This window comes from Oceanobacillus sp. FSL K6-0251, assembly GCF_038004725.1.
In the GTDB taxonomy this organism is placed as follows: domain Bacteria; phylum Bacillota; class Bacilli; order Bacillales; family Amphibacillaceae; genus Oceanobacillus; species Oceanobacillus oncorhynchi.
This window is the reverse complement of the sequence record NZ_JBBORS010000001.1, coordinates 904,087-916,108: the sequence shown is the minus strand read 5'-3', so window position 1 is coordinate 916,108 and position 12,022 is coordinate 904,087. Positions and strand designations below refer to the sequence as shown.

Annotated in this window: 13 protein-coding genes; 5 read left to right on the top strand and 8 right to left on the bottom strand. The window is 39.1% G+C overall.

Annotated features, from left to right (window positions below):
• Window positions 1-167 precede the first annotated feature (167 nt).
• The 3 genes from MKY45_RS04595 (at window position 168) to MKY45_RS04585 (ending at window position 1,428) form a co-directional block, all read left to right on the top strand.
• Window positions 168-464 carry a TIGR04104 family putative zinc finger protein gene (locus tag MKY45_RS04595; protein ID WP_042532103.1) on the top strand — a complete coding sequence of 99 codons (297 nt, stop codon included), beginning with the start codon at window positions 168-170 and terminating at the stop codon, window positions 462-464.
• A 214-nt stretch (window positions 465-678) separates the two neighbouring features.
• Window positions 679-876, top strand: coding sequence for a DUF2188 domain-containing protein (locus MKY45_RS04590; protein WP_042532101.1), 198 nt, complete (start codon window positions 679-681; stop codon window positions 874-876).
• Between the two features lie 66 nt (window positions 877-942).
• Complete coding sequence (locus MKY45_RS04585; RefSeq protein ID WP_193063983.1) at window positions 943-1,428, top strand: YtxH domain-containing protein; 486 nt, start codon at window positions 943-945, stop codon at window positions 1,426-1,428.
• 154 nt (window positions 1,429-1,582) lie between these two features.
• Here the strand turns inward: MKY45_RS04585 and MKY45_RS04580 are convergent, their stop codons facing one another.
• On the bottom strand, window positions 1,583-2,719 hold the full coding sequence (locus MKY45_RS04580; protein WP_289584789.1) for a 5-methyltetrahydropteroyltriglutamate--homocysteine S-methyltransferase: 1,137 nt from the start codon (window positions 2,717-2,719) through the stop codon (window positions 1,583-1,585).
• Window positions 2,720-2,995: 276 nt separating this feature from the next.
• Between MKY45_RS04580 and MKY45_RS23240 the strand changes: the two genes are divergently transcribed.
• Window positions 2,996-3,079: a putative holin-like toxin gene (locus MKY45_RS23240; protein ID WP_226894940.1), complete on the top strand. Its 84-nt coding sequence runs from the start codon at window positions 2,996-2,998 to the stop codon at window positions 3,077-3,079.
• A 242-nt stretch (window positions 3,080-3,321) separates the two neighbouring features.
• Here the strand turns inward: MKY45_RS23240 and MKY45_RS04575 are convergent, their stop codons facing one another.
• From MKY45_RS04575 to MKY45_RS04560, 4 genes are all read right to left on the bottom strand, one after another.
• Window positions 3,322-4,461, bottom strand: a complete 1,140-nt coding sequence (locus MKY45_RS04575; protein ID WP_413465451.1) for a 5-methyltetrahydropteroyltriglutamate--homocysteine S-methyltransferase — start codon at window positions 4,459-4,461, stop codon at window positions 3,322-3,324.
• Between the two features lie 109 nt (window positions 4,462-4,570).
• A complete protein-coding gene (locus MKY45_RS04570) occupies window positions 4,571-5,491 on the bottom strand; it encodes a LysR family transcriptional regulator (RefSeq protein ID WP_193063986.1) in 921 nt (306 codons plus the stop codon).
• A gap of 99 nt (window positions 5,492-5,590) precedes the next feature.
• A complete protein-coding gene (locus MKY45_RS04565) occupies window positions 5,591-5,998 on the bottom strand; it encodes a DUF2569 family protein (RefSeq protein ID WP_339182785.1) in 408 nt (135 codons plus the stop codon).
• A 195-nt stretch (window positions 5,999-6,193) separates the two neighbouring features.
• The gene (locus MKY45_RS04560) at window positions 6,194-6,718 is read right to left on the bottom strand and encodes a GNAT family N-acetyltransferase (protein ID WP_341172583.1); all 525 of its coding nucleotides are present in this window, start codon (window positions 6,716-6,718) and stop codon (window positions 6,194-6,196) included.
• Between the two features lie 454 nt (window positions 6,719-7,172).
• Here MKY45_RS04560 and MKY45_RS04555 point away from each other — a divergent pair, with 454 nt between their 5' ends.
• On the top strand, window positions 7,173-9,044 hold the full coding sequence (locus tag MKY45_RS04555) for a beta-glucoside-specific PTS transporter subunit IIABC (RefSeq protein ID WP_042532087.1): 1,872 nt from the start codon (window positions 7,173-7,175) through the stop codon (window positions 9,042-9,044).
• 162 nt (window positions 9,045-9,206) lie between these two features.
• On the opposite strand, the gene MKY45_RS04550 is transcribed toward MKY45_RS04555, so the two are convergent.
• The 3 genes from MKY45_RS04550 to MKY45_RS04540 form a co-directional block, all read right to left on the bottom strand.
• Window positions 9,207-9,914 carry an ABC transporter permease gene (locus MKY45_RS04550; RefSeq protein ID WP_042532085.1) on the bottom strand — a complete coding sequence of 236 codons (708 nt, stop codon included), beginning with the start codon at window positions 9,912-9,914 and terminating at the stop codon, window positions 9,207-9,209.
• The gene (locus MKY45_RS04545) at window positions 9,911-10,759 is read right to left on the bottom strand and encodes an ABC transporter ATP-binding protein (RefSeq protein WP_042532083.1); all 849 of its coding nucleotides are present in this window, start codon (window positions 10,757-10,759) and stop codon (window positions 9,911-9,913) included. Before MKY45_RS04545 ends, MKY45_RS04550 begins: the two co-directional genes overlap by 4 nt.
• A gap of 111 nt (window positions 10,760-10,870) precedes the next feature.
• Window positions 10,871-11,923 (bottom strand): LytTR family transcriptional regulator DNA-binding domain-containing protein, encoded by a 1,053-nt coding sequence (locus MKY45_RS04540; protein ID WP_042532081.1) that lies wholly within the window; start codon window positions 11,921-11,923, stop codon window positions 10,871-10,873.
• Window positions 11,924-12,022 lie beyond the last annotated feature (99 nt).

Here is a 12,022-nt window from a genome sequence, read left to right as displayed (position 1 = left end):
GTTAAATTTGTATTTTGATTCTCGAAATAATAAACAGCTTACTATAGATTAAAGGAAAAGCGAAAAAGATGCTAGCTTTTTTTCTTATCCTTTTTGTTAAGAAATGAAAAGTCATTTTTCCATATGTTACAATTTATATATATTACCTGCTGAGAGGAGTAATGTTAATGCCAACGTGCCAGCACTGTCACCGAAAATGGACGTGGAAACAAACCATGAAAGTAACCACTACCTTAGATACCGCATATAGTTGCCCTTATTGTGAGGAAAAGCAATATGCCACTAACAAATCAAGAATACAGTTTTCCTTTTTAATGATTATTCCTTTAGCTGCCCTTCTTCTAAACTTTTTTAATGTACCTTTTTGGTTTATTTTCAGCTGGCTGATTTTAGGAAGCATTATTGTTCTTAGCCTTTTCCCTGCTGTATTAAAACTGACAAGTACAGAGGAATTTTTCTTTTGACTTTATACACATTACGACATTTCAAGCTGAAGAAAATGAAATCACTATTAGAATCGACCAGACGTCTGCCCATCCATGCTTCCATATCAATATTTCAATTCCACCATAGTATCCTTCACAGGAAGAAATGATGAAATTTCTCCGTATAGCATGTTTTACTTACTCCAACTGAGGGTAAACCTCCCATAAGATCGTAATAAAGGAGTTGGGCAAGATGAAAACATTTAGTGTCGTACCGGATGCAAATGAAACAAGCTGGTATGTAAAACTGGAAGATGTCGCACCTGAAGAAGTATATGGTTCAAAAGATGATGCGCTTTCTGCTGCAGAGCAAATGGCGAAAGAGAATACACCAAGCAAGGTGGAAATCAGAGACAAGGACGACAACATCCAAGAAGAAAAACGATTCTAGGATTTTTTATGTTTTGACCGTAAAGCAACAAGTTTATTAAATCGATAAAGAAAGGAGAGGTAGACAATGGAAAAAAACAACAAGTTTGGATTACTAGTAGGAGCTGGAGCAATAGCTGGTATCTCCTTCATCCTGCTGAACCCGAAAACAAAAAGTAAAGTAAAAGATACTTCCATGAATGCGAAAGATTCTGTTGTGTCATATACTCAAAAAATTAAAGATGATCCAAATGGTACAAAACAATATTTAATAGAAAATGCGAAACAAACACTATCAAGTGCACAGCAAGCACTGGAGAAAGTACAAAACGTTTGGGCTAATGAAGGCCAGGAAATAAAAGAAACAGCTAAAAATATTGTTGAAGATACAAAAGAGCTTGGCGACCACGCAAAAGATGTACAAGAAGGGATAAAAGATGCCAAATCCAACATTGATGAAGCAAAAAACACTGCAGTGAAAACAGGAAAAAAGATGAAGAAAGATAGTAAATCGAATAGTTCCTCAAACAATACTGATCATCATGTATTAGACGAACCCATTAACAAAATGTAGAAAAGGAAGCGCTCGGAGCAGCGCTTCTTTTTCTACATTTACGTTAGATGGATGCTTTTATTAAAAATTGGTTAATCAGAAAAAATGTGTAGATGAGGAAACATTACTTTGTTTGAAGATAGGCTGGATTCCCTCAGCCTGCCTCCAAACATATTTATTTTCCCCAAACTTCCTCAGCAACTTCCCTTACTAAACGTAATTTAGCCCATTGCTGCTCTTCCGTCAGAATATTTCCTTCTTCTGTTGAAGCAAAACCGCATTGTGGACTGACACATAAACGCTCAATCGGCACATATTTCGAAGCTTCTTCAATACGCTCCTTGATTTGTGCTTTATCCTCCAGCTCTGGAAGCTTGGAAGAGAATAATCCCAATACGACAAGCTTATCGTCACTAACATTAACGAGAGATTCAAATCCGCCGGCACGTTCGGTATCAAACTCTAAATAATATGCTTTTACTTTTTCTTGCGCAAATAGAATTTTAGCAATGGTGTCATAAGCACCTGATGAAGCCCATGTAGAATGATAGTTTCCGCGACACACATGTGTTGTAATGATTAGATCCTCCGGATGGTTTTCAATCGCTTTATTATTTAAACTCACATAAAGTGTTCCGATATCTTCTACATTTGCTCCATCATGACGGCTTGCCCAATAATTTTCATCAACAAGCATTCCCCATGTGCAGTCATCTACTTGTAAGTTTCTGCACCCTGCTTCATATAAATCTTGGATAATGGTACGGTATGCAGCTGCAATATCTTCTGCCAATTCATTCTGATTCGGATAAAGCTGATTGGTTATTTCTACATTTTCCGGGCGTTGCAGCTCTGCTAAAAATTGTGCCGGAGCAGGAATGGTCTGTCTTGCCACGACTTCCTCATCGGCAAATTGCTGTATAAATTGGAAATGCTCAACAAACGGATGATTTTCTCCGCTGATTTTCCCAGTTAAACGGGCTGTTTCCGCACGTGTTTCTTCGCCTTGAAATTGGTAGCCCTTTTTAATATCCTGCTTCTCTACCCCCTGCAGTCCCCACATAAAGTCAAGATGCCACCAGGAACGGCGAAATTCTCCGTCTGTAATTGCTTTTAAGCCGACTTCTTTCTGCTTCTGAATTAAATCCTTGATTGCTTCATCTTCTACAGCTTTTAGATCCTGTGCCGAGATGCTTCCCTTTGCAAAAGCTTCACGGGCTTCCTTTAGTTTTTCCGGTCTTAGGAAGCTCCCCACATTATCAAATCGGAATGGTGTTTTTGCACGTACGCCATGTTTACTCGCTACTGTCATTACGAATCTCTCCTTCGTTTCATTGGTTGAAATTAGTCTATCACAGAAAGCTTACTATCAGATAACACCTAAAATCTATCGTTTGTTATAGTTTTTTCCTATATCAAAGTGCTAATAGAAAGTATTCCACAGTAGTTTGATAGCAGCAGCAAATACGAACCTACATTCTATAAATAACACCTATTAAATTAATTCTATGTTATAATAATAAAACAATAGTATACGGTTTCTTCGAGGGTGGTCAGCTCATTCCCTATCGAAAGGGGGTGGTGCTGTATGACAGTTTTTGAAAGTTTAATGCTAGCAATAGCTTTTGCTTCCTTAATTATTGCGGTGCTGTCATTTAATCACAAAAAATAATCCACCCTTGAGTTTAGCGACCAAGGTGGATTATTTCCCTTAACATGCTGACCCTTAAAAGGGAGCCTTGCTATTGACTTACCGTTCGTGTGACACCACGGACGGTACTTCTATTATATTTACTTCTATACTTATTATACCCTATTTTTTTGATTTTTAAAAGTTCTTTCAAATAACTCGTGAACACTGCATCTCCGAACAGAGACAGACTGGAAACTCCAGCCTGTGCACTAGTTCTTCTTTTATTTCCCCCAAACTTCCTCAGCAACTTCCCTTATTAAACGTAATTTATCCCATTGCTGCTCTTCCGTCAGAATATTTCCTTCTTCTGTTGAAGCAAAACCGCATTGCGGACTGACACATAAACGCTCAAGCGGCACATATTTCGAAGCTTCTTCAATGCGTTTCTTGATTTGGGCTTTATCCTCCAGCTCCGGAAACTTAGAAGAGAATAATCCCAATACGATAAGCTTATCGTCACTAACGTTAACGAGAGACTCAAATCCGCCGGCACGTTCGGTATCAAATTCTAAGTAATATGCTTTTACTTTTTCTCTGCCAAATAAATGTTTGGCAATGGCATCATAGGCCCCGGATGAAAACCATTTAGAATGGTAATTTCCTCGGCATACGTGGGTGGTAATGATTAAATCTTCTGGTTGATTTTCAATGACTTTATTATTTAAGACTACGTATAATGAACCGATTTCTTCTATATTCGAATCATCTTCACAGCTGGTCCAGTGGTTTTTACCGACAAGCCTTCCCCACGTACAATCATCCAGCTGCAGATTCCGGCAGCCCGCTGCATATAAATCCTCAATAACCTTTCGATAAGCTGCAGCTATATCCTCCACGAATTCATTCAGGTCTGGATAGATACTTTTCGTCGTTTCTGCATTATCCGGACGCTGGGATTCAGATAAAAATTGCGCTGGAGCGGGAATCGTTTGTCTTGCCACGACTTCCTCATCAGCAAATTGCTGTATAAATTGGAAATGCTCAACAAACGGATGGTTTTCTCCGCTAATTTTACCAGTTAAACGAGCTGTTTCCGCACGCGTTTCTTCACCTTTAAATTGATATCCTTGATTAAGCTCTTGCTTCTTCACTCCTTGAAGCCCCCACATAAAATCAAGATGCCACCAGGAACGGCGAAACTCTCCATCTGTAATTGCTTTTAAGCCGACTTCTTTCTGCTTTTGAATTAAATCCTTGATTGCTTCATCTTCCACAGCTTTTAGATCCTGTGCCGAGATCCTTCCCTTTGCAAAAGCTTCACGGGCTTCCTTTAGTTTTTCCGGTCTCAGGAAGCTTCCCACATTATCAAATCGGAATGGTGTTTCTGCACGTACGCCATGTTTACTCGCTACTGTCATCACTGATCTCTCCCTTGTTTCATTTGGTTGTAGATTAGTCTATCACAGAAACCCCGATATCAGATAACACCTAAAATCTATCGTTCAATATAGCTTTTAACTATATCAAGGATTACGGCAAACTTTGCCTTTCTTCTTCAATACTGGACTGTAAATAAGCAATATAGGTTTGCGCCATTGGACTGAGCTCAATATCTTTATGAACGATATAGCCAACACGAATGACTTCATCAACCTTCAACGGAACCGCAATAATATTATCTCCATTCAGCCTCTGACTGATAACTCCCGTCGATATCGTATAACCATTCAGGCCAATCAGCAGATTAAACATCGTTGCCCGGTCACGGACATGAATATTTTTCGGTCGGGTCAGCGTGCTTAAAATCTCCTCTGAAAAATAAAATGAATTATAATCCCCTTGCTCATAAAGCAGATAAGGATACGGCTCCAAATCCTCCAGCGTCACATACGCTTTCTTCGCCAATGGATTATCCCCGCTGATAAACACATGAGGAGTTGCCTCAAATAAACGGTGAAAAGCTAAATTTCCTTCTCTTAAAAATTTACGGATAATTTGCTCGTTAAAATCGTTGATATACATGATCCCGATTTCACTGTTTAAATTTTTAACATCCTCGATAATTTCATATGTCCTTGTCTCCCGAAATGTAAAATCATATTCGTCCCGGTCATAATCTTTTAATAAGCGTACAAAGGCACTGACTGCAAAAGCATAGTGCTGCGCAGATACAGCAAAATGATGCTGCGGCGCTGCATTGTTAGAATAACGGTTTTCCAGCAATTCCGCCTGTTCTAAAACCTGTCTGGCATAGCCTAAAAACTCAGACCCTTCTTTGGTCACGTGGATTCCTTTGTTTGTACGCGAGAATATTTTGACGCCGATTTCCTTTTCCAATTCCTTTAACGCATTGGATAAGCTCGGCTGACTGATAAATAAAGCTTGGGCTGCTTTGGAAATCGAACGGCTTCTGGCTACTTCAATCACATATTTTAATTGCTGTAAGGTCATTTCTTTCTCCTTCCTCTGGTTTAATTTTTCCGATTACTAAACCATAACATTCTAGCAGCAAAGCGGACATTCTATGCACGCTTTGCTGCTAAAATCACATCATTGGGTAAACGTTGCCTTGACTCGTTTAGATCTGATAAAATAGCCAATCCAAATAAGGTTAATTAAGATAGCGCCCCCGGGCATTTCTCCTTCTACAAATATAGCAGGTATGTTCGATAAAATATTGATACTATAAGCTGTTATCATTAGCTTTGGTAATATTTGTTTCCTTTTGATCCATGTATAAATGATAAATAGATAAAAGAAAAACAGAATGATGCTTGTTATGTATACAACTAAACTGTAAGTCCCTAAAGAAGCAGGATTGACAGCGATGACAAGTAATACTACCGAAATGATACTGAACAAAATCATAATTGCCGGAATAATAAGCCATCCTGCAACGATTGCATAACGAGAATCAGTTTGAAATGCTGACTGATGTTCTTCCTTTTTTTCTTCCACTGCTACGTCCCCTTCTTTGCTCAATTAAAATAAATATAGCAAATTCAGGATATTCCTTCAACTGTGTATTAGACTGCTCAACTCTTTTTAGATTTTCTTATCCATCCTTCCTTTGGTATGTGTTTTCTATAAAACGAAACTTCACTCAGGGAGAGTTTTACGGATGGTTCTCCTCGATAAAAATATCGATTTATATCACGTTAAAAATAATTGGTACGCATACCTCTCTCCATTCTCAAAAGGAAGCTGGATGATTCCCTTGAACTTAAACCCCGCAGACAGAATAACATGCTGCATTGCCCGATTTTTTGGATGTGTATCGATCCGGATTTCCTTGATACCCTTTTCTTCACACGTAAACAGCAGCAGCTTCATAAACATTTTCCCGTAGCCCTTCCCATTAATGTCAGGGTTAATAGCGAATTTATGAATGGTTGCATAGTTATCCTCCTGTGATGTATCCCAATCCCCATATCTTATGGAGGAATAAGCCGGCTCTTCTTCATTCGTTATGATTGCTGTACCGATAATCTGCTTATTTATCGTAAAAAGATAATTATTTCCTTTTTCTACCTCTTCCCTTATGTCTTCCTCTTTCGGTGTATCTTCATCAGACCACTGTGGTGATCCGGATGCAGCCAGTTTATTTCTTGCACGATTAATTATTTGCATCATACCTTCAACATCCTCGAGCGTTCCATTTCTCATTTCTATATTCATGACAGGCACCTGCTTTTATTATTTTTACATTCTCTTCGACAGCTTTCTAAGCACTGAGAAGACAAAATGTATCTTTTATTTTAAATTATACATCTTTTTATTTATTCTCTAACAATAATTGCTTCCTTTTATATAAAAATTCCCAAAACGTACTGCCGCACCCTAAATATACCTGTACAATTCCCCAATTCAAACAGTTGACTTCTTTTTCCTTCTTTGATATATTGTCAATGTTATAAAAATTAAAACCGCATACATGATTTAAAGGAATGTAACCTTTAGAGGGCATAACCTGACAAGATAAAGCACGATTCGTGTACTTTATTTTGTCAGGTTTTTTTATTGGATATAGCTTACCTTTCACATAGAAGCAGGGGAAGACGTCCAAACTATATAAGATTTACGCAGCTTTTTAACGAACGTTACATTCTAAAATATACAAGGAGGAATACAAATGGGTTACGAAAAACTGGCAAAAGACATCGTGGAAAACGTCGGCGGCGATAAGAATATTAAAAATGTCGTCCACTGTGCCACACGATTAAGATTTCAACTCAGAGATAACAAGAAAGCAAACAAGCAGGTACTTGAGGAAATGGACGGAATACTCAGCGTTGTCCAGAGCGGCGGACAATACCAAGTCGTTATCGGTCCGCATGTATCCGAGGTATATAAAGAAGTTGCAAAAAATACCAATGTGGAAAACAAGCAGGATGATAATAATGACAGCGGCGAAAAAGCGAATTGGGTAGCACAGGTTTTTGATGTGATATCAGGAACATTTTCTCCTTTATTAGGAGCACTTGCCGGCGCAGGTATGTTGAAGGCGCTGTTAATCGTACTAACGATGACTGGAGTGCTCAGTGAAGAAAGCAGCACCTATTTGATTTTATCAGCTGCCGGTAACGCTATATTTTATTTCCTGCCAGTATTTATAGGTTATACATTATCTAATCGATTGGGAGCAAATCCGTTTGTAGGTGCGTCAATCGGAGCGGCCTTATTAGAACCAAACCTAACCGGTCTAATTGATACGAACGCATCCTTTTTAGGAATACCCGCTATTGTAGTAGACTATTCTTCTACGGTATTCCCTATCTTTATTGCCATTTTAATTTATGCTTTACTCGATAAAGGCCTAAGAAAGATTATTCATAAAGATTTACAAATGTTTTTGGTCCCTATGCTATCGCTGCTGATTGCTTTCCCGTTAGCTGTGCTGATTTTCGGACCATTTGGAACATATGTAGGAGATGGTATTGGAGCAGGCATCGAATTTCTTATTGAAAGAAGCGGATTATTAACGGGTGCTGTGTTAGGCGGAGGCTGGTCCTTCTTGACATTGTTTGGTTTACACTGGGGAATTGTTCCAATCTCCATTCAAAACCTTGCAACTGGCGGCGATCCGCTGACACCGATGTTTGCAACTGCAGTGTTCGCGCAAATTGGTGTAGCACTCGGAATCCTAATCCGGGCAAAGGATAGAAAATTAAAAGCATTAGCTGGTTCTACGATGTTACCAGGTGCCCTTGGCGGCGTCACAGAGCCAATTCTTTACGGACTTATCCTGCGTTATCGCAAGACGATTATCTATCTGCTTGCCGGCGGTATCATTGGCGGTGCAGTTAATGGTATGCTAGGATCTGAAGCACTTGCATTTGCTTTCCCTAGTTTCTTATCTATACCGGCATTCTCTCCTATCGGAACCTACCTAATAGGAGTATTAATAGCATTTGCAATTGGCTTGATATTAACATTAGTTTTCGGTTTTGAAGTAACGGACAAAAAAGCCGCTGGCAACGAAAAAGAACAGAATACACCTGCAAAGGCAGCAGAATCAGAGCCAGCACAGAAAAAAGAACAATTAATCGAACAAGAAGCCATCAGAAGTCCATTAACAGGTATCGTCAAGCCTTTAAGCGACGTAAACGATCCAGCCTTCTCCTCTGAAGCAATGGGAAAAGGAGCTGCTATCGAGCCGACAGTCGGTGAAGTTGTGGCACCAGTGAGTGGCGAGATTTCCGCTATTTTCCCAACCCATCATGCTGTTGGAATCACATCGGAACATCAGGCTGAAATCTTGATTCATGTTGGTTTAGACACGGTACAGCTAGAAGGAAAACACTTTGAAGCGCTGGTAAAGCAAGGAGACACTGTGAAACAAGGGGATCCACTGATCCGGTTTGATATTGAAAAAATCAAAGAAGCAGGATTTGATGTAACAACCCCAGTTATTGTCACGAATACAGATAAGTTCACAGACCTTATTGTAACGGATGATGTAGAAGTAAAAGCGAATGATGATTTTATTCGGGCAATTGTATAAGTAAGAAGCTGCTAAGCCTCCAAACTCCTGCCTTCCTTTAAGGTCCGGAGTTTGGAGGCTTTTTTCAATCATAAAAAGAAAAAGCCATTAATGAAGCTCCTCTCGCTCTTCAAATGACTTTATTCTTAATAAAACGTATTTACTTCATCTTTCATAACCCGGTTAATCCATCATTCGCTTCTTAAATGTAACGGCAGCCAACACTACCATCGCCGCAGCCCATGCTCCAATAATGGCAAATGGCTTCCACAGCTCTCCAAACCCAGCTCCTGCATCTTCCAACTCTACAATTTCCTGCAGCTGGAGTCCTGGTGTATATTCTAATATTTGTAAGAAAGCATATTGCTCCGCAAACATAATAAACATATTTCCCATCCCAAATATAAACATTACAGGCAGGATATATACAGATGCTTCTAACACACTTCTAGTAATTAAGCCCATCCATGTACCTAATGCAATAAAGAAAATCAAGGACAGAACAATTCCAGCCATTAAACCGATTCTGCCGGAGAAAGAAAAATCCATAATAAACATACTGATACCCGTTACAATCACGGTAATCAAAATCGTTACTGCACTTTTTCCCGACAATATTTCGGTCAATGTTGCCGGGGAAAGCATCAGACCGCGTAACGTGTTTTTCTCTTTTTCTTCTGCTATCATCGCACACTGCAGGAAAGTACCAACTAAAGCAAGCGACATGCTGATGACAAACAAATGCATCTCTATCGTTACATTATCCATTCGACCATATATGACGGCAAAGATAAGCGGCATCAATGCAGTAGACGAAACATACATATTTCGATATAAATCTTTTAAATCCTTTTGAAAAATGGCCATAAATCGTTTTACAGAAAATGTCATACCAGTTCCCTCCCTGTTACTTCAACAAAGATATCTCCTAATGTTGGTTCTTTTGTATAAATCCGCTCCACCATTTCCCGGGAAATATATTGTTGAATTTCCTCAGCACTAGATGATTGAAGTGGAAGCTCCAATTCTCGCCCATCTTTCAGTTCGAGTCCAATTACCTCTTCCCGATACTGTTTTTTTAGCTGTTTTGGTTCGTCTAAAAGCTGGACAACCCCTTTATTTAAAAAGGCTACCTGGCTGCATAGATGATCTGCTTCCTCCATATCATGCGTGGTCAGAAAAATAGTCGTTCCCTGTCGATTCAGTTCTTTTAAACCGTTATGAATATGTTTTGAATTCGCAGGATCCAATGCCGATGTCGGCTCATCTAAAAATAACAACTCAGGCTTATGCAAAAGTGTTCTTGCCAATAATACGCGCTGTGTCATTCCTTTAGACAGCTTAGCAACCTGTGTTTTTTTCTCCGAACCTAAATTAACTGCTTCCAGCGCCTCATCGATCCGCTGTAAAGATGTACCATATAAATCTGCATAAAGCTTTAAGTTATCATAAATAGTCAGCCGTGCGTATAAACCGCTATTATCCGTCACAACCCCAAAGCGTTTTCGATATTCCGGTGTATTTAATTTGGAAACAGGTTCTCCAAAGACCTTCGCTGTCCCTGCTGTCGGCCTCATTTGTCCAGTTAAAATTTTTATAGTTGTTGTTTTCCCAGAGCCGCTCGGACCTAAAAACCCAAATGTTTCACCCTTTTTCACTTGAAAAGAAACATTGTTTAATGCTTGCTTTTTACCAAAAATCTTCTCTAAAGATATCACTTCAATCATATTCTCCATCCCTGAAACCTCCTGTATCAGTTAAGTTGCCTGTGACTACAGAATAGCTTCTTTTCAACAATGGTGCAGTATATTTTCGACGAATGGAGTATATATCACATTGAATTATGCTTATTCTACCCCCAATAATTCTTTCAGCTCGTTCAACTTTGATTTCGATAATGGAACCTCAGAGCTTTTTTTATCTACAAGAGATAAGCTGTAGCTGTTTCTCGTCCATGTAATTACTTCTCTTATTTTTTGAAGATTCACAATATAAGAACGGTGACAGCGAAAGAATCCTTGATGAGACAAGCGCTGTTCCAATTCTTTTAAGGTAAAACCTGTAGGAAACCCCTCTCCGCGAGTATACAGATAGGATTGTCCTTCCTGACTTTCGATGTAATCAATCTCCTGCGGATCAAATAAAATAATCTTATCCTCTACTTTTGCGGAGATTTTATTTAACTGGAAAGTTTGCTTTATTTGAACCGCTTCTTCTGCTGTTTCTTTAACATTTGTTTCTGTGGAGGTTAAACGTTCTTTCTCCTCTGTTTCCACGTCCATTTGCTGTATCCCTTGCTCATTTAGACGATAGACCGTATCCGAAATGGTCACAGCACTCTCCGTACTTGTCGTTAAAATCAATACCGCTTTTTGCTGTTTCTGCAGCAATTCGACAAATTGATGGAGGACCCGTTTCGTTTCTAAATCTACATTGACCTCAGGCTCTTCGAAGATAACCACTTCCGCCTCCTGCATTAATATTCTGCCAAACTGAACACGACGCTTTTCAGAACGATTGAGCTGATGCATCTTCCATTTCGCTTTTTCCTCCAGTTGGATTTGCAATAGTACTTCCTTTATGGAAGTCTTGCTTTGATATAAAGAGCCGATAAATTTCAAATATTCCTGTACCTTCAATCTTTCATAAATGCCCTCTTCATACCAGCAAATCCCTAAAGAAGAAACGTATTTCTGCTTATCCTCCTGTAATGTCTGTTGCTTGATTTGAATCGATCCATTCCGCACATTTTCTTTTCCGATAATCATCTGCAGCAACACCGCACGTATATTAACAGTGGATTGAATTGCCTTTATTTCTCCAGGTTTTACTTCTATATCTATTTTCGGAAATAAGGTCTGGTCTCCCTGACGATATTCCATTCCGTTTATGCTTAACATGTTTCATTCCTCTTTCTATTGATAACATCCTTTATATGAGCTTGCAGTCTAATGATTATTTCATGACAAACCGTTGAATCTTTGATACAGTAGACTCAA

Coding starts and splice junctions, on each gene's coding strand:
- MKY45_RS04590 (WP_042532101.1), top strand. CDS start 679: ATGAAAACATTTAGTGTCGTACCGGATGCAAATGAAACAAGCTGGTAT.
- MKY45_RS04560 (WP_341172583.1), bottom strand. CDS start 6,718: ATGAATATAGAAATGAGAAATGGAACGCTCGAGGATGTTGAAGGTATG.
- MKY45_RS23240 (WP_226894940.1), top strand. CDS start 2,996: ATGACAGTTTTTGAAAGTTTAATGCTAGCAATAGCTTTTGCTTCCTTA.
- MKY45_RS04550 (WP_042532085.1), bottom strand. CDS start 9,914: ATGACATTTTCTGTAAAACGATTTATGGCCATTTTTCAAAAGGATTTA.
- MKY45_RS04540 (WP_042532081.1), bottom strand. CDS start 11,923: ATGTTAAGCATAAACGGAATGGAATATCGTCAGGGAGACCAGACCTTA.
- MKY45_RS04570 (WP_193063986.1), bottom strand. CDS start 5,491: ATGACCTTACAGCAATTAAAATATGTGATTGAAGTAGCCAGAAGCCGT.
- MKY45_RS04555 (WP_042532087.1), top strand. CDS start 7,173: ATGGGTTACGAAAAACTGGCAAAAGACATCGTGGAAAACGTCGGCGGC.
- MKY45_RS04545 (WP_042532083.1), bottom strand. CDS start 10,759: ATGGAGAATATGATTGAAGTGATATCTTTAGAGAAGATTTTTGGTAAA.
- MKY45_RS04585 (WP_193063983.1), top strand. CDS start 943: ATGGAAAAAAACAACAAGTTTGGATTACTAGTAGGAGCTGGAGCAATA.
- MKY45_RS04595 (WP_042532103.1), top strand. CDS start 168: ATGCCAACGTGCCAGCACTGTCACCGAAAATGGACGTGGAAACAAACC.
- MKY45_RS04580 (WP_289584789.1), bottom strand. CDS start 2,719: ATGACAGTAGCGAGTAAACATGGCGTACGTGCAAAAACACCATTCCGA.